The sequence below is a fragment of the Gemmatimonadota bacterium genome, assembly GCA_016719105.1.
Taxonomy (GTDB): domain Bacteria; phylum Gemmatimonadota; class Gemmatimonadetes; order Gemmatimonadales; family Gemmatimonadaceae; genus SCN-70-22.
Genome location: JADKAQ010000013.1, coordinates 100,732 through 122,739, shown reverse-complemented (window position 1 = coordinate 122,739; position 22,008 = coordinate 100,732). Strand labels below are relative to the sequence as shown.

The following is a 22,008-nucleotide window of genomic DNA, read 5'->3' as shown; positions in this document are numbered from 1 at the left end:
CGTCCCACCCCATGATCGAACACGCTGTCGCACCTGCCCTGTACGTGAATCGCGAGCTGTCCTGGCTCGCATTCAACGCGCGGGTGCTGCATGAGGCGCTCGACGAGCGGACGCCGCTGCTCGAACGCCTCAAGTTCCTGTCGATCTTCAGCACCAACCTCGACGAGTTCTACCAGGTACGTGTGGCGGGGCTTCGGCGACAGGTGGCGGCCGGAGTGGTACAGGCGCCTGCAGACGGCATGTTGCCAGCGACGCAGCTCGAGGCCATCGAGAAGGCGGTGCGTGACCTCGTGGTGCAGCAGCGCGATTGCCTGCACGACCGGCTCCTCCCGCTGCTCGATGCGCGCGGCATACGCCTGGTCGACATGGCGTCGCTCACGCCGGACGAGTCGGCGGCGATGGACGCCTTCTTCGAGCGCGAGGTCTTTCCGGTCCTGACCCCGCTCGCGGTCGATCCCGGGCATCCCTTCCCGTACATCTCCAACCTCTCGATCTCGCTGGCGGTCGAGCTGCGCGATCCTTCGCGTGCCGGCGAGCACTTCGCTCGCGTGAAGGTGCCGCGCTCGCTCCCGCGCTGGATCCCGACCGGGCGCCCGTTTCACTTCGTCCCGCTGGAGCGCCTGATCGGCGCGCACCTGGGAACGCTCTTTCCGGGGATGGAGATCCTCGGGTGGCACACGTTCAAGATCACGCGCTACTCCGACCTCGACGTGCCGGCGGCTGACGAGCCCGAAGACCTGCTCGCGACGATCGAGGAGCAGGTCTTCCAGCGGCGCTTTGGCGAGGTGGTGCGGTTGGAGGTGCAGACCGGGATGCCGGCGCACATCCGCCAGCTGCTCCTCGACGAGTTGCGCGAGGTGACGGATCCCGACGTCCTGCCGCTCACCGACCGTGATGTGCACGAACCCGGGCCGCTGCTCGAGCTGGGCGACTTGATGTCGCTGTCCTTGCTGGACATTCCCGAGTTGCGCGATGCGCCGTTCGCCCCGCTTACGCCGCCGGAACTGCGCGATGCGACGCGCTCGATCTTCGACGTCATCCGCGAGCGCGACATCCTCGTGCACCATCCGTTCGAGTCGTTCGCGACCTCCGTCGAGCGCTTCTTCGAGTCGGCCGCCGTGGACGAGCACGTCCTGGCGATCAAGACGACGCTGTACCGCACCTCGGGCGACAGCGCGATCGTCAAGCAGCTGACCAACGCGGCACAGCGGGGGAAGCAGGTGGCGGTGCTGGTGGAGCTGCAGGCGCGCGGCGACGAGGCCAACAACATCACCTGGGCGCGCACGCTGGAGGACTTCGGGGTGCACGTGGCGTACGGCCTCCCGGGACTCAAGACGCACGCGAAGATCGCGCTGGTCGTGCGGCGCGAGCCGGACGGGATCCGGCGCTACGTCCACATCGGCACGGGGAACTACAACTCGAAGACGGCGCGACTGTACACCGACATCGGGCTGTTCACCTGCAACCCGGCGGTTGGCGCCGACCTCACCGACGTCTTCAACCTCCTCACCGGCTTCTCACGCCAGCGCGAGTATCGCAAGGTGCTGGTGGCGCCGGCCAACATGAAGGCGCGCTTCATCGAGCTCATTCGGCGCGAGGCGGAGCACGCGCGCGCGGGGCGCATGGCGCGCATCGTGGCCAAGCTGAACGCGATCGTCTCGCCCGACGTCATCGCCGCCCTGTACGAGGCATCACAGGCCGGGGTGGAGATCGACCTCATCGTGCGCGGGATCTGCTGCCTGCGTCCGGCGCTCCCCGGGGTGTCGGACCGGATTCGGGTGCGCAGCATCATCGGGCGCTTCCTCGAGCACTCGCGCCTCTTCTACTTCGCGAACGGCGGGGCTGAGGAGTACTACACGGGTTCGGCCGACTGGATGCCGCGCAACCTCGAGCGGCGCGTGGAGGTCATCGTCCCGGTGGAGGACCGCGGGCTGCAACTGCGCATGTTCTCGCTCCTCGAGACGTGTCTGGCCGACAACCGCCAGGCCTGGGAGTTGGGGCCGGACGGAACCTATGTGCAGGTGGTCCCCGGCCACGAGGACGAACTGGCGACGCATCGCAAGCTGCTGCGCGACCCGTGGGGGCTGGATCGCATCGATTCGCGCTACACCACCGCCGAGGTCCGTGCGGTGACGGCGCTGGCGGTGGCACCCGTCGCTCAGCCCACGCCGGCGAACGGCAAGGGCACCTCGGCCGCCCCGCGCGGGAAGGGGAAGCGGCCGCCTAGGCGTTAGGAGGCGCTCACAGGCAAGACGCGATGGTGCGGTCCGGGGCGCGCGCCTTCGCCGCTACTCGCCGTCGCCGTCCCCGTCGTCCTGCCCCGAGTCGATCACCGTGCCATCGGGGGCGACGATCTCCACCGGGATCCCGGCGAGCTCGGACAACAACGTCGCCTTGCGGCTCGCCCCCCACAGTTCGAGGCGCAGGACGCGGGCGCGCGGGTCGGGGACGGCGGTGATGCGCAACGCACGATCGGTCCAGCGCACCTTCACGCGCTGTACCCCGCCCACATGCCCCCGGTCGAAGCCGTCGGCAATGCGCAGGAGCGACGAGAGCCGCACGATGCGGTCGCGCGACTCGCGGTCGAGTCGCCCGAAGTTGGGGTGCTTCTTCTTCGGCGGTGATCCGCGGTGGTAGCGCGCCACGTTGGCCACGAGCACCTGTTCCACCGGTGACATCCCCAGCAGGTCGGCGTGGAGGATGAGGTGGTACGAGTGCTTGTGGTGCTGGTCGTAGTTGATGTGGTAGCCGATGTCGTGCAGGAGCGCGGCGTCGGCCAGCACCTGGCGGTCCTCGTTGGAGCAGCCGATGCGCGGGCCGATGGCGTCAAACAGCTGCAACGCCAGCCGGCGCACGTGCTGCGCATGCGGCGCCTCGTAGTGGCAGCGTTCGGCCAGCGTGTTCACCGAACGTTCGCGCGCCTCGCCGGGGTCGGCGGGAACGGTGGTCACCTGCGCGCTCTCGAGCAGGAGTCCCTCGCGAATGCCATACGCCGAGACCACGAGGTCGCGCGACTCGGTGCGCGCCATCACTTCGGCGGCGACGACGAGCCCGGCGAGGATGATGTCGGAGCGCCCGACGTTGAGGCCGCGTACCTGCGTGCGCTCTTCGGGTGAGCACTCCTGCACCAGGTCGATGATGTGCTCGAGTTCCTCGCGCGGGACACGCGTCCCCTGCACGCGTCCCGCCGCGCTCGATGTCGCCTGCCGGTAGAGGTAGATCCCGGCGAGGTTGGTGAAGGTCCCGCCGGAGCAGATGAGCTTTGCCCCGCGCCAGTCGCGCAGCGGGAGCGCCCGGCGAATGTCGTCGCGCACGTACTCGCGAAGCTTGCGCACGGCCTTGCGACTGGGCGTGAGGCCGAGGAACTGCTCGGTCATGCGGATGGCGCCGAAGGGGAGCGAGACGAGGCCATCGAGCAGCCCGTCGGCGCTCATCGCCAGCTCCAACGATCCGCCGCCGATGTCCATCACCACCGCCCGGCCGCGCGCGAGGTCGAAGTGGGCGAGCGCCGAGCGAAAGGCGAGGCGCGCCTCGTCATCGCCGTGCAGGACGCGCACGCGCAGCCCGGTCTGACGCCGCACGAGTTCGATGAACTGCTTGCCGTTGGCGGCGTCGCGCACGGCGCTGGTGGCGACCGATTCGACCTTGGTCGCGCCGTACTGCGTGGCCAGGGTCGCCATGCGGTGCAACGCCTCGAGGGCGTGGCGCATGGCGTCCTCGTCGAGGCGCCCGCTGGCGTCGAGCCCCGTGCCGAGCCGCGGGGCCGCCTTCATCTCGTCGAGGACGCGGATGCGTCCGTCGGTGGAGACGTCGGCGATGATCTGTCGGATCGAGTTGGACCCGATGTCGATGGCCGCCAACCGAACGCCGTCGCCGGGGCGCGGGGCCTTGCTGCGAAGCGGAATGATGCGGGGGCGAACGGGAGCGGCCATCGAGGTCAGCCTAGGAAGGGTCGGCGTTCGCCTTCTCGTCGAACTCGAAACGATGCTTGATTTGCTTGCCTTCCGCCAGATAGACCGCGTCCTCGCCGATGTTGGTGGCCAGGTCGGCGACGCGTTCGAGGTTGCGGCTGACGAGCAGGAGTTCCAGCGCCGGGTTGATGGTCCGGGCGTCGGCCATCATGTGCGTCAGGAGGATGCGGAAGAGCGAGTTGTGCAGGGCATCGACGGCGTCGTCGGCCTTGCAGACCTCGCGCCCCAGCGAGCCGTCGGCGCGGATGAAGGCGTCGAGGGCGTCGGAGAGCATGCGCCGCGCCCGGCGCGCCATGTCCTCGATCTCGGGATCGGGGGTGATGGACGAGCGCAGGGCAATGAGGCGCAGCGCCGACTGGGCGATGTTGACGGCGTGGTCGCCGACGCGTTCCAGGTCGCTGGAGACCTTGATGGCGCTGATGATGAAGCGCAGGTCGCGCGCCATGGGCTGCTGTGTGGCGAGCAGTTCCACGGCCAGCGATTCCACGTCGATCTCCAGGGTGTCGATCTCGCGGTCGCCCTGGATGACGGCGTCGGCCTTGTCCTTGTCGCGCGTGAGCAAGGCGTCGACGGCGAGGTCGACGAGTTCCTCGGCCCGCGCCGACATGTCCAGCAGCCGCTGCTTGAGCGTGGCCAGCTGGTCATGGAAGTGGCGGAAGCCGACGGATTCGGACGCGATGTTGGCGGGGCTCATCCGAACCTCCCGGTGATGTAGGCCTCGGTGCGCTCTTCGCGCGGGCTGGTGAAGATACGCTCTGTGGCGTCGACTTCGACAAGGCGCCCGAGGTAGAAGAAGGCCGTCTGGTCCGAGACGCGTGCGGCCTGCTGGAGGTTGTGCGTGACGATCACGATGGTCAGTTCGGACTTGAGCTCGTAGAGGAGTTCTTCGACCTTCTGCGTGGCGATTGGATCCAGCGCCGAGCAGGGTTCGTCGAGCAGGAGGACCTCGGGCTGGTTGGCCAGTGCGCGGGCAATGCACAGGCGCTGCTGCTGGCCGCCGGAGAGGCCGAGCGCGCTCTGCTTGAGGCGATCCTTCACCTCGTCCCAGAGGGCGGCGCGCCGCAGCGACGACTCGACGATGTCGTCGATCTCCCCGCGGGTGGCCGTGCCGTTGATGCGGGGCCCGTAGGCCACGTTGTCGTAGATGGACTTGGGGAACGGGTTCCAGCGCTGGAAGACCATCCCGACGCGCTGGCGCAGCTGCACCACGTCCATCACGCGCCCGTTGAGGTCCTCGCCGTCGAGCAGGAGTTCGCCTTCGTGCCGCGTTCCGGTGATGAGCGCGTTCATCCGGTTGATGGAGCGCAGGAAGGTCGACTTCCCGCAGCCCGACGGGCCGATGAAGGCGGTGACGGAGCGCGCCGGCATGCGCAGGTCGATGCCGTGCAGCGCCTGCTTGGCGCCGTACCAGAAGCTGAACTGCTTGGCTTCGATGACGCCGCGTGAGACGGGCGACGGGAGGCGGGAGACGGGAGGAACGGCAGCTTCTGCGGTCATCCGAACCGGCCCGTGATGTACGCTTCGGTCCGTGGGTCCTTCGGGGTCGTGAACAGGGCGCTGGTCGGCGCGACTTCGACGAGCTCGCCGCCCAACATGAAGGCGGTGCGGTTGGAGACGCGCGCGGCCTGCTGCATGTTGTGCGTGACGATCACGACGGTCACGGTGCCGCGCAGCTGATAGACCAGCTCCTCGACCTTCTGCGTGCTGATGGGATCGAGCGAGGCGGTCGGTTCGTCGAGCAGGAGGACGCGCGGCCCGGTGGCGAGGGCGCGGGCGATGCAGAGGCGTTGCTGCTGGCCGCCGGAGAGCCCGATGGCCGAGTCCTTGAGGCGGTCCTTCACCTCCTCCCACAGGGCGGCGCTGCGCAGCGAGCGCTCGACGATCTCATCGAGTTCGCGACGCGAGGGGGCCGTCCCGCCGAATCCCTTGAAGCCGGCGGCGACGTTGTCGCGGATCGACATGGTGGGGAAGGGCGTCGGACGCTGGAACACCATGCCGATGCGACGCCGCACCTGGATGGGCGACGCGCCGCGGGCGTAGACGTCCTGACCGTCGAGCAACACTTCCCCTTCGGTGCGCGCCCCCGGAATGGTCTCGTGCATCCGGTTGAGGCAGCGCAGGAGCGTCGACTTGCCGCACCCCGACGGGCCGATGATCGCCGTGACCTGGCCGTCGTGGAAGCCGATGTTGACGTCGCGCACGGTGCGCGAGGCGCCGTAGTACGCGTCGAGGTGGTGTACGGCGATGCGGACCACCGGTGCCGCCGATTCCTCCGCGTGCTGGCGCGGCGGGACGACGACCGGTGGGGTTGGTGGGACCGGGGGTACAGGGGTCATGGACCGCACGGGGGATGGCGTCGGCCTGCGGCTGGCGAGGGTGAGGTCAGTCACCGCCCCCTCCGAATCGTGAACGGGTGACGAAGCGCGAGATGAGCGAGATCACGAGCACGAGCCCGATCAGGACCATCGAGCCGGCCCAGGCCAGGCGATGCCAGTCGTCGTACGGCGAGATGGCGTACGAGAAGATCTGCAGCGGGAGGGCGGAGGTCGGCTCATCGAGCGAGAGCGACCAGAACTGGTTGCCGAAGGCGGTGAAGAGCAGCGGCGCCGTTTCGCCGGCGATGCGGGCGACCGCGACAAGCGCACCGGTCACGATCCCCGGCAGCGCGGTGCGCAGGACGATGGCCAGCGAGGTGCGCCACCGCGTGTAGCCGAGGGCCAGCGCCGCCTCGCGCAGCGAGACCGGGACGAGGCGGATCATCTCCTCGGTGGTGCGCGTCACCAGCGGGATCATCATGGCGCCTAACGCGATGCCGCCGGCGGCCGCCGAGAAGTGCCCGAGGGGGCGAACGAGGAACTGCCAGGCGAAGATCCCCATCACGATCGACGGGAGGCCGTTGAGCACGTCCGAGAGGAAGCGCACGGTGTTGGCGAGGCGCGTGCCGCGCTGCTCGGCGAGGTAGAGCCCCGCGCCGATGCCGATCGGGAGTCCGATCGCCGAGGCGATGCCGAGCAGGACGAGCGTCCCCACGATCGCGTTGGCCATGCCACCGCCTTCCTCACCCACCGGCTTGGGCATCTTCGTGAAGAAGTCGAGCGAGAGCGAGGACGCCCCCTCTCGGGCCAGGTGCCAGAGGATGAAGATGAGCGGGAGGACGGCGACCAGCGCGGCGACGTACATGACGCCGAGCATGATCGTGTTGACGACGCGGCGCCGCCCTAACGAGCGGGCGGTGCGCTGCGCGGCCGCGACCTGCACGCCCGTCACGCGCGACGGCTGGACGGTGGCCGGGCCGCTCATCGTCCCTCCTTCGATACCTGCCAGACCAGCCAGCGGGCGATCACGTTGACGACGAGCGTCACCGCCAGGAGGACGGCGCCGCAGGCCATCAGCGTCGAGGTGTGCAGCGCCGTCGTCGCCTCGGCGAACTCGTTGGCGATGACCGAGGCCAGCGTGTAACCGGGGGCGAAGAGCGACGACGAGATCTCGTGGCGGTTGCCGATGAGCATCGTGACCGCCATCGTCTCGCCTAACGCGCGCCCGAGGCCGAGGATGATCCCGCCGACGATCCCCGAACGGGCATACGGGACCACGGCGTCCCGGATCATCTCCCACTTGGTGGCGCCGAGCGCCATCGCCGCTTCGCGCTGCGAGCGCGGCACGGCCATGAGCACCTCGCGCGAGACCGCGGAGATGTACGGAAGGACCATGATCGCCAGGATGACCGAGGCGGCGAGCATCGACGGTCCATAGGCCGGTCCGCTGAAGAACGGCGTGTTGCCGAGGCCGAGCGTGGTGGCGAGGAAGGGCATGACCTTCTCGCGCAGCACGGGGAGGAGGACGAAGATCCCCCAGAGCCCGTAGACGACGCTGGGGATCGCGGCGAGCAGGTCGACCAGGAAGGCGACCGGTTGCCGCAGCCAGCTCGGCGCAAACTCGGAAAGGAAGATCGCCACGCCCAGCGCCAGCGGCGTGGCGAGGATCAGGGCGAGCACGGAGGAGACGACCGTCCCGTAGATCATGGGGGCGGCGCCGAAGTTCCCGCGCACCTCGTCCCACTCGCTCGAGGTCAGGAAGTCGAAGCCGAAGGTGCGGAATGCGGGCCAGGCCGCCAGCACCACCTCGAGCGTGATGAGCGCGAGGAGGAGCGGGACCGCCCACGCGAAGGCGGTCGTGATGACGCGGTAGACACGATCGCCGGGGGAGGAGCCGGCGATCGCCCCCGGCACCGTGGCAGGCGGTGCTCCTGACGGAGCTCCGCCCATCACGCTGCCCTGCGACGGCTGGGTCACGGCGTGGAGCCGATCTGGATGGAGGAGAGGCGCGCCGCCAGCTGCGTGGCGAGGGCCGCGGGAAGCGGGGCGTAGTCGAGCGCCGAGGCGCTCTGCTGCCCGTCGGCGTACATCCACTTCATGAAGTCGACCAGCTTCTGACCCTTGGCGGCGTCGGCCTGCTTCTCGTAGACGAGGAGCCAGGTGAACGAGGCGATCGGGTAGGCGCCGGCGCCCGGGGCGTTGACGATCGAAACGCGGTAGTCGGAGTCGGCACCGAGCGCGGCGGAGGCCCCTTCGCCCGCGGCCGTGATGCTGGCGATCGTCGGCTGCACGTACTCGCCCATGGCATTCTTGATGTGGGCCGTGGGGAGCTTGTTCTGGTTGGCGTACGCCAGCTCGACGTAACCGATCGTCCCCGGCGTCTGCTTGACCGCCCCGGCGACCCCTTCATTCCCCTTGCCGCCGAGTCCCACCGGCCACTGCACCGACTTCCCCTTGCCCGGGCCGGCCGCCCACGCCTTGCTCACCGTGGTGAGGTAGTCGGTGAAGATGTAGGTGGTGCCGCTGCCGTCGGAGCGATGCACGACGAGGATGTCCTTGGCCGGGAGCGCGACGCCGGCGTTCTCCGCGGCGATGCGCGGGTCATTCCACTTGGTCACCTTGCCCAGGAAGATGTCGGCGACCAGCTCGCCCGTTAGGCGGAGCGCCTCCTTCACCTCGGGGAGGTTGTAGGTCACGACATCGGCACCGAGCACCGTCGGGAAGTGGAGGACCTTGCCGCCCTTGGCATTGGCCATCTCTTCCTCGGACATCGGGCCGTCGGTGGCCCCGAAGTCGACGGTCTGCTCGGAGAGCTGCTTGATCCCGCCGCCCGAGCCGATCGACTGATAGTTGATCTTGATCCCCTTCGTGGTCGCGTAATCCGAGAACCACTTGGAGTAGATCGGATAGGGGAAGGTGGCGCCTGCCCCGTTGAGGTCGACCGACGAGGAGGACTGGGCGGGAGCAGCCGCCGAGTCGCTGGACTTCGTTTCTCCGCCGCCGCAGGCAGCGATTGTTACAATGGCGAGCGCGGAAAGGGCGCGAGCGTACACGGTGTGATCTCCAGATAAGTCGAGAAGTGACAGTAAGATCACACGCCTTGTGGCTCAGACGGGCGGCGGAATTGTAACGGCGCCGTCACAGCTGAGGCCCACGGGGCGAGTTGGGAGGGGGAGCTGCCGTTCCGGGGGCGGACCAGGGCCTCGACGGCCCCGCCGACTGGGGGCGGGGCGCGTTACAAATCGTTGGCCAGACTCAGGAACTTGAACTGGCCGTTCCGTGAGACGATGGGACCGAACAGGCGTGTCATGCTGCGCCCCTCGCCGGTCCCCAGCTCCACCAGACAGCCGCGCCAAATGGTCAGATCCCCGTGTCGCTCAGGCGCCTCGGGGCACCGGTACGACGCGAAGTTGAGCGAATGCCCGCCGTGCCGAGCGAGGGTCCGGCGAAAGCCCTGTACCGAGCCGTTCGAAAGCTGGACCCAGGCGACCTCGGGCGGCTGATAGGTCGCCCCCTGTGCGAGCGGGGACTGCGAGTAGATGAGATGTGCGTATTCGCCGCGATGGACGGCGGAGCGGATCAGGGTCAGCGAGTCGTTGGCCTCTACCGCGCGCACGAACTGGTACACGAGGGCATCCCGCGACGCGGCGCCGTGCACCAGCGCGCCCGGGTTGACCACGCTCTCCTGAAAGCGACGCAGCGCTTCGTCGGGCGGGAGGATCGAGTCCACCACATAGCCCGGTTGGGCACGGTTGATGGAGTCCTGCCGCACCCGCGCGACGGAGTCGCCGTCGACGGTGGCCGCCTGGGCCTCACCGCGCGATTCGCGCGAGGGGGAACAGCCGACGATGGCGCAGAGGGCCAGAGCCCCCCACGCCATCGTCGGACCAGCACGGTGGATCGTCACGACGTTAGTTGCGAGCGTAGGTGGTCCACCCCTGCCACCACTTGGTGCCGGCAGGGTTCGCGGCACCGCGGTACGCGGTCCCGGTCACGACGGTGCCGGCGGCGGTCGCCAGCTTCCCGGCGAAGGTCGTCAGGCCACCGGTGGCCGCCGGGCTGGCGGAGGGCGGCGTCCAGTCGAGCGTCGCCGTGGTCGGCGTCGCGCCGGAGGCGGGGAGGGCAGTGAACAGCGCCGACGTGGCGCCAGTCGCCGCCTCGAGGGCATTGCCAGTCACGTCGAAGGTGTTCTGGGTCGCGCTCCCTCCGGTCTGGAAGGCGGCCGCGTTCTCCGTGAGCAGGATGTTGCGCAGCGCGAAGTCGGCGGTGGCGAGGTTGGGGATCGCGGTGCTGCCGGCGCGAACGTACGTGTCGCCGTCACGCACCGAGAAGGCGGCGCGCGCCCAGCGCGAGACGACGCCATTGACGTAGTACCCGCCCGTCCCGCGGCGGAGCATCATGCCGACGCCACCCGCCGAGGCGGAGGAGGCGATGTCACCGGTGCCGACCAGGGTGAAGTTGGCGACCACGGGAATGGTGAACGGCGCGGTGTTGAAGCCGTTGGTGCAACCGGCCCCGTTGCAGCCGTCGTTCTCGATCCCCTGCGGATCGGTCGACGCCGAGCCGGCTGAGGTGCGCGGTGCCAGCTGCGTGGTCTGCAGCGCGATGATGTGCTGCAGGCGTCCGCGATAGCCCTCGGACATGTCGAAGTGGTCGTCGCCCGACTCGTACGAGACGAGGTTGGTCGCGTCGACCGTGCCACCGAAGAACTCGAACGCGTCGTCGAGACCGGCCAGGGACTGCAGGAAGGAGAGCTTGGTGCCCGAGCCGACGGCGGCGAAGGTGAACGAGTTGAGCTCGTTGTTGATGCTCGGCGCGAAGCCGGCGAACTCGACGCGCACGTAGCGCATCTCACCGCTGTTGTCCGTGTCCGTCGTGCCGCCGCTGTACACCACCTTGTAGTTGGTGCCCGAGGTGGTGCCGGACGCGGTGTTGGTCCCTTCGATCTCGATCTCGACGCCCGAGCGATTGATCGTCGCATTGCCGACGATGACGAGTCCGCCCCAGTCGCCCGGCTGGCGCTGTCCGGCCGCGCGTGAGGAGGTGAAGACGATCGGCGCGTCGGCGCGTCCGACGGCGTTGATCTTCGCGCCGCGCAGGATGAAGAGCGAGGCGCCGAGGGTGTTGAAGTCCCCCTTGACCGTCGTCCCAGGCTCGATGGTGAGCGTGGCGCCGTTGGCCACGTGGATGAAGCCCTTGAGCACGTAGGTGTTCTCGGCCTTCCACGTCGTGTTCGTCGTGATGTCGGTCGTGACGTCGATGGTCTGGTTGCCACCGAAGGCGAAGGTGGTCGCCGACGCTTCGGACGACGGCTGCGACCGGCTCGTGCCGCGGACCGCGGTGATCCGATAGCGGTAGAGCGTGCTGACCTTGAGGTTCGTGTCGTCGTACGTGACGGTGCCGGCCGTGGCGGGCGCGGCGACCGTGGTGGCGGGGGCGAAGGAGCCTGCGGCGCCCTCGGCGCGCTCGATCTCGTAGCTGTTGTCGCCGGCGACGCTGTTGAACGTCACGCGGATGCTGGAGACGCTGGTGGGGGCGGTGGTGACGCCTAACGGCGGAAGGATCACCGGCGCCGCCGGATCATCGTCGCTGCTGCACGCGGCGAGGGCGAGCGTCGAGAGAAGCAGGCCGGTGGCCATCGACCGGGAGAATCCTGACATGCTGTAGCCTCGGACTGAGGAAGGGATGATCGTTGCGATGGAGCGGGGGGTGCGCAGGGAAAGAAGAGGGCGTCGCGTCGCGGGCGTGTGTCACAATCGTCACGCGCGCGTCACGACGCCCTCGGCGTCACCGGTTTCGCGCGCCGGCGAGGGCGCGCGTGCAGGTCAGGACCGCAGGATGAAGCCCAGCTGGAAGGTGCGACCGACCGTCCACTGTTCGCGCGTCACCGTGCCCTGCTGCGTCTTGAACGGCTCGTCGAGCAGGTTGCGCGCGTCGAACCGCCCCTGCAGCGGGCCAAACACGGGGAAGCGCACCGAGACGTCGACCGCATTGCGCGCCACCTGGATCACGTCGGGGAGCGGAAGATCGCCCGCCGCATCGATCCGGTCGCCCGTGCGGTTGAACAGCACCGTCGCGCTGCCACGGCCTGTGCGCGTGGCGTAGGTGAGCCCGGTGTTGAGCACGTACGGGGCCTGACCGACCATGCGCCGCTTCTGGTTGGTCGCCGCCGCCTGCGAGGCGCCGAGATCGATCTCCGACTGCATCAGCGTGACGTTCGTGAAGAAGAGGAACGGCTCACCGACGCGGCCGAGGAAGCCCAGCCCCTTCCGTGCCTCGAGCTCCACACCGTAGTTGGTCGCCTGGTCGGCGTTGACGTACGAGATGAAGCGGGACGAGGCGCCGGCTGCGCGATACACACGCTCGATCGGCTTGTCGAAGCGCTTGGCGAAGACGCCGAGGCTCAGGACTTCATCGGTCGACGGATACAGTTCCCAGCGGATGTCGGCGTTCTGGATGCGCGTGCGCTGGAGGTTGGGGTTGCCCTCGAGGTCATCGCCGTTGAGCACGTCGCGGCTCTTGATCGGGACCAGCTCGCGATATTCCGGGCGGGCCAGCGTCTGTGACGCCGAGATGCGCAGGTTCTGGTACTCGCTGAGCTTGATGTTCAGGGCGGCCGAGGGGAGAACGTCCTTCCAGTCGCGACGGGCGGCGACCGGCGCCCCAAGCGTGGACTGCGCATCGACATCGAGCGCATCCTGTTCGTAACGCGCCCCCGTGATGAGGCGGATGCGCTCGCTCAGCGCCACTTCGGACATGAGGTAGCCGGCGGCCAGGCGGTCGCTGGCGCTGTACGCACCACCCTGCGACAGCGGGAAGATCTCGAAGATGCCGCTGCGGTTGCCGCTGAACGGCTGGGCGAAGAGCTGCTCCGCCGGAAGCTCGCGAATGGCGGTGGAGGCGAGCGGGGCGGCGATGGCGTAGGCGCGGGTGTTGGCATCACGCTCGGTCGCGCGGACAGTCCCCCGACCTTCACGTAGTGCTGGCGACCCATCCAGGTGAAGTTGTGCAGCACGTTCGCGCGTGCCTCGCGCGACGATTCGTCGAGCTTGGAGAAGGTGCGGACGGCGCCGCCGTTGCCGGTGTTGAGCCAGCGCAGCTTTTCCGGACCGTTCGGCGTGTCCTGCTCGATGACGGAAATGAACTCGGAGCGATCGGGCTCGTCGCGCGTGACGCCGGACGACGTGAGCGCCCAGTCCACGCGCGTTCCGCCCAGCTGGTGTTCGGCGGCGAGCTGGTTGGAGCGGATCGAGCGCTCGACGTACTGCATGCGATCGATCTGCGCCCGGATCCCCTCGTTCTCGAACGTCCCGCGCTCGCGGCGTGCGTCGTTGTCCGCTGTGCGGTTGTAGGTGTTGTTGAACATCAGGCGCGTGCGCCCGCCGATCAGCGTGCTGAAGTTCGCCAGCCCGCCCCACAGCACCCCCTGGCTCCCCGTCGTGCCTTCGAAGCGGTCGATCTCCCGCGTGTCGCCGGGGTTGTCGCCGCGATCGGCGAGGGCGCGCTGCTGGTTGTTGCGCAGGTCCTGCGTGTAGGCGTACGTGCCAGAGAGGATGTAGCCGATGCGCTGCCCCAGCACGGGCTGGTTCCCGCCGACGGAGATGTTGGTCGAGGTGTTCGGGGCACCGGTCGCCTCACCCGGGGTCCAGGCGTTGCGGAACTGCCCAACGAGGAAGCTCTTGTCGGCGGAGGTGAGGTTGACGCCCTGGAAGTTGTTCAGGACGCTGAAGACGTACGGCAGGTTGCGCTGCACGCCGGCCATCGGCGAAGGTCTCGCCGCCGCCGTTGCGCGAGCGCAGGAGCGACTGCCCCGTCGACCCGCTGTTCATCCCGGTTGTGAGGCTGTAGGTGACCTGGCGACGCGCGGGAAACTCGCGCGTCTTGATCTCGACCTGCGCCCCGGAGAAGTCGCCCTGCTGATCGGGGGTGAACGTCTTGGACGTCGTGATCGACTCGAGCAGGTTGGACGGGAACATGTCGAGCGGCACCACGCGGCGTTCCGGTTCGGGGCTCGGCACCCGCGTCCCGTTGAGCTGCGTGGTGGTGTAGCGCTCGCCGAGTCCGCGGACGAAGACGTACTTGCCGTTCTGCACGGTGACGCCGCTCACGCGCTGCACCGCTTGGGCCGCATCCGAGTCGGGGCTCTTGCTGATCTGCTCCGACGTGATCGCGTTCACGACACCAGTGGCAGTGCGCTGCGCGTCGAGCGCGTCGGAGACCGAGCCGCGCTCGGCGTTCGCCGTCACCGTCTGCGCCGCAAGCGTGATCGCGGCGGTGGCCAGCGTCACGTTCTGCTCCAGCGTCTTGCCGGCTTCGAGGATGATCCCCGTCACGGTCTTGGGCGCGAAGCCGATGCGGCGATACTGGATCGTCACCGTGCCGGCGGGGACGCCGGTGAGGGTGTAGCGACCATCGACCCCGGACATCGTGCCTAACGTCGTGCCAACCACCTGCACGCCGACGTCGGAGAGTCCCTGGCCGCTGGCGGCGTCGATCACGCGGCCGACGACGCGCCCGGTGGGCTGCTGCGCCGACGCGCTGGAGGCGAAGAGGAATGCCCCCGCCAGCGCGAGGGCCGAAGCGCGCACGCGGAGCAGGGAGTCACGGAGCAAACGGGTCATGTGATTCTCACACGTAAGGGAGCAGGGCGCGGCGCTGGTCGCGCGCGACGCTCCGTTACAATCACCGCCCTTCGTCTCGGCTGGCCGACAGCCATGCAACGAACGCGTCACGGCGCGGGCCCAATTCCTCCTCCATCCGCTACCGACCTCCCCTAGCGTGCGCACCCGTCGTGACACAACCGCGTGATCGCATCACGGCGATGTCACAGCAGGCGTGACATTGTGACAGAGCGGCGCCCCGGGCGGTGGCGAGGACCGCTCGCCGCGCGCCCGCCGGGGCTTCAGCCGGGAGGGAGCGGGGGGATGGTGGCGACCGAGGCCGGCGTATCGCCCCTCGGAAACGCCGTCAGGTCGGGGAAGTACGCGCTCACCGTCGTCCCCAGGCCCGCCGTGCTGTCGGCGGTCACGCGCCCGCCGTGCGCCTCGACCATGTGCTTCACGATGGCGAGGCCGAGCCCGGTCCCCCCTTCGTGGCGTGAGCGGGCGGCATCGACGCGGTAAAAGCGTTCGAAGATGCGCGGGAGGTGCTCGGCACTGATTCCCGACCCGGTGTCGCGCACCGAGAGCCGCACGCCGCCGTCTTCGCGGGCGGCGGCGATCGTCACGCTCCCCGCGGTGGTGTGGCGGAGCGCGTTGTCCACGAGGTTGGCCAGCACCTGCCGCAGCGCCGTCGGATCGGCATGCACGGTCGGAATGTCGGTGGGGAGCGCCGAGACGAGGGCGATCTTCTTGCGATCGGCGGTCGTTCGCGCCCCCCCGAAGATCTCCTGCACCACCGCCCGCAGGTCGACGTCGGCGGGGTTGGGGCGCCATCCGCCCGACTCGATGCGCGACAGGTCGAGCAGGTCGTCGACGATGCGCTGCATGCGGTGGGTGTTGGCCAGGATCGTCGCACTGAATCGCGCGCGTTCGGGCGGTGGGAGCGTTTCGTCCTGCAGCGTCTCGGCGAAGCCGCTCACGACCGTGAGCGGCGTGCGCAGTTCGTGCGAGACGTTGGCGACGAAGTCGCGCCGGACCTTCTCCAGTCGCCGGATGGGGGTGACATCGAGGAGTGCGAGCACCGCTCCACCGCCGTCGAGGGGGCGGGCCGTGAGCGTGACGGCGCGTTCGTTGAGCTGCGTCTCGAGCGCGTCGGTCGAGACGCCGGTCAGCGCCGCGGTGAGGGCGTCGCGCAGCACGCGGTCGCGTGGCAGGAGGTCGGAGGGGAAGGGGATCGGGTCCTTCACACCCAGCAGGCGCCGCGCGCCAGCGTTCATGTGCAGGACCTGCTGTCGGCCGTCGAGGGCGATCACCCCTTCGTTGAGCGCCTCGGTGAGGGCGCGCAGGAGGGCATCATCGGCCTCGAGCGCCTGCACGCGTGCGGAGAGCTGCTCGGCGAGGCGGTGGAAGGCAGAGGCCAGTTCGCCGACCTCGCCCGGGGCCACGAGCGACGGGCGGCGCGTCAGGTCGCCGGCGGCAATGGCCTGCGCATCGTCGCGCAGTTCGAGGATGGGGCGCGTGATCGAGCGGGCGAAGACGACCGCCAGGAGCAAGGCCGCGGCGGTCGCGAGCAGCGCCGCGGAGAGCACGTCGCCCTGCACACGCCGTACGATGCCGCGCTGCGTGGCGGTGGAAATGGAGACGCGGGCAACGCCAAAGGGGGCGCGCAGGGCCGAGTACAGCTCCTCATCGCCGGCCGATGGTGAGGGGCGGACCGACGATCCCTCCCCCGTGCGCATGGCGGCGATGACTTCGGGGCGGCCCTTGTGGTTCTCGAGGCGAGCCAACGCCGGCTGGTCGAACTCGGAGTCGCCGAGGACCACGCCGGTGGAGTCGATCAGGGTGACGCGGTGCCCGAGGGCCTCGCCCGCGGCGTCGGCCAGCGAATCGGCATCGAGCGTGGGGTGCCAGGAGGCGGCGATGAGTCGCGCTTCGCGCTGCAGCTCGATGGCGGTGTCGTCACGCAGGCGAACGCCGAGCCGCCAGTCGAGAGCGATCACGACCAGCAGCACCAGCACGCCTATGACGAGGAGCGAACCTGCAAGGAGCTGTCGGGAGAGCCTCACGCACTACGTGGTTGGGCCGCCTGCAATCTATACCCGAAGCCCCGGACTGTCTCGATGAGTTCTCCGGCCGACTCCAGCTTGGTGCGGAGTCGTTGGACGTGCATGTCCACGGTGCGCGTCTGGATGTCGGGGGCGGCGTCCCACACGGTCTCGAGGAGGTGGGCGCGCGCCTGCACGCGTCCACGCCGCTCGGCGAGGGTGAGGAGGAGCTTGTACTCGGTGGGGGTGAGGTCGATGTCGCGGCCGTCGACGGCGACGCGGTGCGCCGCGCGGTCGATGGCGATCGGCCCCACGCGCAGGGTGTCACCCGGCTGCTGTTGCCCCTGCTGCATCCGCCGCAGGATCGCCCCGACCCGCAGGGTGAGTTCCTGCGGGGAGAAGGGCTTGGTGAGGTAGTCGTCGGCACCTAACGACAGCCCCTTGATGCGGTCGGGCTCGTCCTTGCGGGCGGTGAGCATGAGGACGGCGATGTCGCGCGTCGACTCCTCGGCCCGCAGCTGTTCGAGGACCTCGAACCCCGACATGCCGGGGAGCATGAGGTCGAGCACCATGAGTGCGGGGCGTTCCTGCCGCGCCTGGGCCACGGCGTCGTGGCCGGTGGAGGCGGTGGAGACGCGATAGCCGGCCTTCACGAGGTGATAGGCGACCAGCGCGACGATGTCCGGCTCGTCGTCCACGACGAGCACGCGCTCGCCACCGGTCGCAGGGCGGGCGATCATCCGCGGGCGTTGTCGAATCGCCGCTGGATCTTGGCGATGATCATTTCGATGGCGATGGCGTTGTGGCCACCGCGCGGGACGATCACGTCCGCGTAGCGCTTGCTGGGCTCCACGAACTGCAGGTGCATCGGTCGCACCGTCGTCAGGTACTGCTCCAGAATGTCCTCCAGCGGGCGACCCCGCTTGACCATGTCTCGCTTGATGCGGCGCGCGAGCCGGATGTCGGCATCGGCGTCGACAAACACCTTCACGTCGCACAGGTCCCGTAGTCGTTCGTCCACGAACAACAGGATCCCGTCCACCACGATCACATCGGCCGGTGGGATGCGTTTGGTCGCCGGGCTCCGGGTGTGGGTGACGAAGTCGTAGATCGGCTTCTCGATCCCACTGCCCGCGCCGAGCTGCTGCAGGTGTTCGACCATCAGCTCGATGTCGAACGCGTCGGGATGGTCCCAGTTAATCTGGCGCCGTTCCTCGATCGGCAGGTGCGCGTAGTTGCGGTAGTACGCGTCCATGTCGATGAAGGCGACCGAGGCGTTGGACAACTGCTCTGCCACCCGTCGCGCGACCGTCGATTTTCCCGAACCCGTCCCCCCCGCGATGCCAATGATGAGCGGCTTCACGGGACTAACACCGCCGTGTGTCTACTACGCCATGGACGATCAACTGTCGGCACCTGGAATTGAAGCGTGGAGGGCGTCACGGTTTGGTATCGAACCCGCTCGTGCGGCGAGGGTGAGAGAGGGCGGCGCCCAACGGGGCCGGCGTCGAAGGCGCGCGCGGCGCCGCTGGCTAACTGCAAGCTTGCGAAGCGCTTCGCCCCGGTCAATCGAGCGGGCGGGCGCGTCGCGATGGCGCTCCCTTTGGGATCGGGGGGCCACTAGTTTCGTCCCATGCATCGCCTGAACGTTTTCGTCGCCGCGATCGCCGCCCTCGCGACGTGGTCCTGCGCGACCACACCGGCCGCGCGCAGCGGGGCCGGGAGTCCTGACGCCAGCGCCGCCGCCGACTCGACCGACCTCGTCGTCGCGGCCACGACCGACGTCCACGGCCGCTTGCGTGGCTGGGACTACTACGCCGACGCCCCGGATACGCTGCGCGGCCTGTCGCGCTCGGCCACAATCATCGATTCGGTGCGTCGGGCGCACCCCGGGAAGGTCGTCCTGGTCGATGCTGGAGACCTGCTGCAAGGGAATCCGCTGACCTACGTCGCGGCCCGCGTCGACTCGGCCGCGCCGCACCCCGTCATCGCGGCCATGAACGCGATGGCCTACGATGCCGCGGCGCTGGGCAACCACGAGTTCAACTACGGTCTCCCGACGCTGACCAAGGCGATCGGTCAGGCGCGCTTCCCCTTCCTGGCGGCCAACGCGTACCTCCCCAACGGCCGGCGAGCGTACGGCGCCTCGCACATCGTGCAGCGGGGCGGAGTGCGGGTCGCGATCGTCGGCGCCACCACGCCGGGGGCGATGGTCTGGGATCGCGACAACCTCACCGGGCGTCTGGAGGTGCGCGACATTGTCCCCGACGTCGCGCGTGAGGTGCGGGCGGTGCGCGACCGTGCGGACGCGGTCGTGGTCGTGATGCACTCCGGGCTTGGAGAACCGTCGAGCTACGACACCGTTTCCAGCGGACTCCCCAGCGAAAACGTCGGGGCGCGTATCGCTCGCGAGGTGCCGGGGGTCGACCTCATCGTCATCGGACACTCGCACCGTGAGGTGGCCGACACGGTCATCAACGGCGTGATGGTCATGCAGCCGCGCAACTGGGCCACGTCGGTCGCGCTGGCCACGCTCTCGATGGTGCGACAGGGGAGCACGTGGCACGTCGCGAGGAAGCGCGGGCAGATCGTGCGCGACGCGGGACATCCCGAGGCCCCGGCGGTCGTCGCGGCAACGCAACGCGCCCACGACGCCACCGTGCGGTGGGTCAACCAGACGTTAGGCACGACGCCCGTGGCCTGGCGTGCCGACTCCGCCCGCGTGAGCGATACGCCGCTCATCGACTTCATGCTCGACGTGATGGCGCGTGCCTCGGGGGCCGACCTGGCCGCCACCGCCGCCTTCGATATCGGGGCCGCGCTCGACGCCGGTCCCATCACGGTGGCCGAAGTCGCGCGGCTGTATCCGTACGACAACACGCTGCGCGCCGTGCGCATCACCGGTCGCCAGCTGCGCGACTACCTGGAATTCAGCGCTCGCTACTACCGCACCGCCGGCACCCCGGAGGCGGCGACGTCGCCGACCGATCCGTCGGTCCCGGGCTACAACTTCGACATCATCGCCGGGGCCGACTACACGCTCGACATCTCGCGCCCGATCGGGAGTCGGATCACGCGCCTGCAGGTGAAGGGGCGCGACGTCACCGACGCCGACCGCTTCACGATGGCGCTGAACAACTACCGGCAGACCGGGGGCGGCGGGTACGCCATGCTGCGCGGGGCGCCGGTGGTCTACGACAAGCAGGAAGAGATCCGCGACCTGCTCATCGCCGAGGTGCGACGTCGCGGAACGCTGCGCCCCGAGGACTTTGCCCGGCGCAACTGGACGCTCGAGCCGGCCAGCGCGGCGGCGGCGGCGTATCGCGCGATGCAGGGCGGGGCCTTCGACGCCAGCGGGACGGCACGCCGCACCGCCGACCGCCTGACGAGCGGACGGTGGCTCCGGATCATCGCCACCAACGACTTCCACGGTGCCTTCGAGGCGCGGCCGGACGGCAACGGCGTGATGCGCGGCGGTGCCCCCTACCTCGCCAGCGCCATTCGGCGTGCGCGGGGCGAATGTCCGGCCCCCACCTGCGCCTCCATCTGGCTCGACGGCGGCGACGAGTTCCAGGGGACCCCTGCCTCCAACCTCACGTACGGCGCGGCGGTCGTCACCCTGTTCGGGCGGCTCGGGCTCGCGGCATCGGCGTTAGGCAACCATGAATTCGACTGGGGCGTCGACTCGCTGCGCGCCCGCATGCGACAGGCGCCGTACGCGATCCTCGGGGCCAACGTCACCGACAGCACCGGTGCCGACGTCCCGTGGATCCGGAACGACACGATCGTCGACGTCCAGGGGATCAAGGTTGGCGTGGTGGGCGTGGCCACGGTCGAGACGCCCACGACGACCAAGGCCTCCAACGTCGCGGGACTGCGCTTTGCCAACCCCGCCACCACCGTCGATGCGCACGCCCGTTCGCTGCGCGCGCGCGGCGCCGACCTCGTCGTCGTCATCGCCCACGCGGGGGCCTTCTGCGAGCGCGGGAAGCCCGATAGCTGCAACGGCGAGATCGTCGACCTCGCGCAGCAGGTCACCGAGAAGGTCGATGCGATCGTCAGCGGGCACACGCACTCCGGCGTCTTCACGCGCGTGAAGGGGATCCCGATCGTGCAGGCGTTCTCGCGCGGGACCGCGATCGGCGTGATCGACCTTCCGCTGGCCGGTGGGGAGGCGCCACCGGTGCGCGTGCGCAACGTGCAGCGCGATTCGATCGCCGCCGACCCTCCGTCGGCGGCATACACTGACTCGGTGGTCGCGCGCGCCAATGCCGTCTACGACGTGCCGGTGGCCACCGCCGCCGAACGGATCGAGCGTGGCGCCGGACCGTTAGGCAACTTCATCGCCGACGCCTATCGCAGCGTGGGACGCGGTGACGTCGGCCTCATGAACCGCGGCGGCCTTCGCGCCCCGCTCAACGCCGGCCCCGTCACCCTCGGCTCGCTCTTCGAGGTCACGCCGTTCGGCAACTCGCTCGTGCGCGTCACCTTGCGCGGGGCCGACCTGCGGCGGCTGCTCGAGGACATCGTCGCGCGCGACGACATCAACCTGCACCTGAGCGGCGTGAAGGTCACGTACGATCCGGCACGCCCCGCGGGCCAGCGCATCACACGCCTCACCTTCACCGACGGGCGTCCGGTCAACGCGCGGCAGTCGTATCGACTCGTGACGCTCGACTTCATCCTCACCGGCGGCGACGGCTCCACCCTGGCGCGCGTGGCGCGAAAGGTCGAGGACCTCAAGCTGGTCGACCTCGAGGCGCTGGCGCGCTACGTGAAGTCCCGTCCCCAACCCTTGCGTGCGCCCACGGACGCGCGCCTCATTCCCCTGAAGCCATGAGCGCCACCGTGCGCGTGTACGTGAATGGCCGTGGCGTCGATGCCCCGGCCGCTGGTTCGCCCGTCGACGCCGTGCGGCTGTTCGACGCGTCACTCGCCGATGCCATCGTCGCCGGGGACCGCATCGTCACCGATTCGCGCGGGCTCCCGGTCGACGGCGTTGCGGCGCTGTACGACGGCGCGATCTTCCGCGTCGTCTCCAACCGGCAGCGCGGTGCCGCTGGCGAGGACGCCTGAC

General features: G+C 69.3%; 17 protein-coding genes. 3 read left to right on the top strand and 14 right to left on the bottom strand.

Features of this window, described 5'->3' with window-relative positions; translation table 11 throughout:
• The first annotated feature begins 11 nt into the window (after positions 1-11).
• Positions 12-2,234 carry a polyphosphate kinase 1 gene (gene ppk1, locus IPN47_13530; GenBank protein ID MBK9409036.1) on the top strand — a complete coding sequence of 741 codons (2,223 nt, stop codon included), beginning with the start codon at positions 12-14 and terminating at the stop codon, positions 2,232-2,234.
• A 54-nt stretch (positions 2,235-2,288) separates the two neighbouring features.
• On the opposite strand, the gene IPN47_13525 is transcribed toward ppk1, so the two are convergent.
• The 14 genes from IPN47_13525 to udk all read right to left on the bottom strand — a co-directional run bounded on the left by IPN47_13525 (position 2,289) and on the right by udk (position 18,294).
• Positions 2,289-3,932 carry a Ppx/GppA family phosphatase gene (locus IPN47_13525; protein MBK9409035.1) on the bottom strand — a complete coding sequence of 548 codons (1,644 nt, stop codon included), beginning with the start codon at positions 3,930-3,932 and terminating at the stop codon, positions 2,289-2,291.
• Positions 3,933-3,942: 10 nt separating this feature from the next.
• Positions 3,943-4,665 carry a phosphate signaling complex protein PhoU gene (phoU, locus tag IPN47_13520; protein MBK9409034.1) on the bottom strand — a complete coding sequence of 241 codons (723 nt, stop codon included), beginning with the start codon at positions 4,663-4,665 and terminating at the stop codon, positions 3,943-3,945.
• Positions 4,662-5,405 (bottom strand): phosphate ABC transporter ATP-binding protein, encoded by a 744-nt coding sequence (locus IPN47_13515; protein MBK9409033.1) that lies wholly within the window; start codon positions 5,403-5,405, stop codon positions 4,662-4,664. Before IPN47_13515 ends, phoU begins: the two co-directional genes overlap by 4 nt.
• 59 nt (positions 5,406-5,464) lie before the next feature.
• Entirely contained in the window at positions 5,465-6,307 is an 843-nt protein-coding gene (gene pstB / locus IPN47_13510) for a phosphate ABC transporter ATP-binding protein (protein MBK9409032.1), read from the bottom strand.
• A 46-nt stretch (positions 6,308-6,353) separates the two neighbouring features.
• Entirely contained in the window at positions 6,354-7,271 is a 918-nt protein-coding gene (gene pstA, locus IPN47_13505) for a phosphate ABC transporter permease PstA (GenBank protein MBK9409031.1), read from the bottom strand.
• A complete protein-coding gene (gene pstC, locus IPN47_13500; protein ID MBK9409030.1) occupies positions 7,268-8,236 on the bottom strand; it encodes a phosphate ABC transporter permease subunit PstC in 969 nt (322 codons plus the stop codon). The genes pstA and pstC overlap by 4 nt, the downstream gene beginning before the upstream one ends.
• A gap of 23 nt (positions 8,237-8,259) precedes the next feature.
• Positions 8,260-9,372: a phosphate ABC transporter substrate-binding protein PstS gene (gene pstS, locus IPN47_13495; GenBank protein MBK9409029.1), complete on the bottom strand. Its 1,113-nt coding sequence runs from the start codon at positions 9,370-9,372 to the stop codon at positions 8,260-8,262.
• Between the two features lie 149 nt (positions 9,373-9,521).
• A complete protein-coding gene (locus tag IPN47_13490) occupies positions 9,522-10,166 on the bottom strand; it encodes a hypothetical protein (protein ID MBK9409028.1) in 645 nt (214 codons plus the stop codon).
• 31 nt (positions 10,167-10,197) lie between these two features.
• Positions 10,198-11,946 (bottom strand): fibronectin type III domain-containing protein, encoded by a 1,749-nt coding sequence (locus IPN47_13485; protein ID MBK9409027.1) that lies wholly within the window; start codon positions 11,944-11,946, stop codon positions 10,198-10,200.
• Between the two features lie 165 nt (positions 11,947-12,111).
• A complete protein-coding gene (locus IPN47_13480; protein MBK9409026.1) occupies positions 12,112-13,704 on the bottom strand; it encodes a TonB-dependent receptor in 1,593 nt (530 codons plus the stop codon).
• A gap of 216 nt (positions 13,705-13,920) precedes the next feature.
• Complete coding sequence (locus tag IPN47_13475; GenBank protein MBK9409025.1) at positions 13,921-14,907, bottom strand: carboxypeptidase regulatory-like domain-containing protein; 987 nt, start codon at positions 14,905-14,907, stop codon at positions 13,921-13,923.
• A gap of 281 nt (positions 14,908-15,188) precedes the next feature.
• On the bottom strand, positions 15,189-16,952 hold the full coding sequence (locus tag IPN47_13470; GenBank protein MBK9409024.1) for a HAMP domain-containing protein: 1,764 nt from the start codon (positions 16,950-16,952) through the stop codon (positions 15,189-15,191).
• Positions 16,949-17,671 carry a response regulator gene (locus IPN47_13465; protein ID MBK9409023.1) on the bottom strand — a complete coding sequence of 241 codons (723 nt, stop codon included), beginning with the start codon at positions 17,669-17,671 and terminating at the stop codon, positions 16,949-16,951. Before IPN47_13465 ends, IPN47_13470 begins: the two co-directional genes overlap by 4 nt.
• Positions 17,668-18,294, bottom strand: a complete 627-nt coding sequence (gene udk, locus IPN47_13460; GenBank protein MBK9409022.1) for a uridine kinase — start codon at positions 18,292-18,294, stop codon at positions 17,668-17,670. The genes IPN47_13465 and udk overlap by 4 nt, the downstream gene beginning before the upstream one ends.
• A 270-nt stretch (positions 18,295-18,564) precedes the next feature.
• On the opposite strand from udk, the gene IPN47_13455 reads away from it, so the two are divergent.
• Together IPN47_13455 and IPN47_13450 are read left to right on the top strand one after the other, a co-directional pair.
• Positions 18,565-21,771, top strand: a complete 3,207-nt coding sequence (locus IPN47_13455) for a 5'-nucleotidase C-terminal domain-containing protein (GenBank protein ID MBK9409021.1) — start codon at positions 18,565-18,567, stop codon at positions 21,769-21,771.
• Positions 21,768-22,007 carry a hypothetical protein gene (locus IPN47_13450; protein MBK9409020.1) on the top strand — a complete coding sequence of 80 codons (240 nt, stop codon included), beginning with the start codon at positions 21,768-21,770 and terminating at the stop codon, positions 22,005-22,007. Before IPN47_13455 ends, IPN47_13450 begins: the two co-directional genes overlap by 4 nt.
• The last annotated feature ends 1 nt before the right edge of the window (position 22,008 follow it).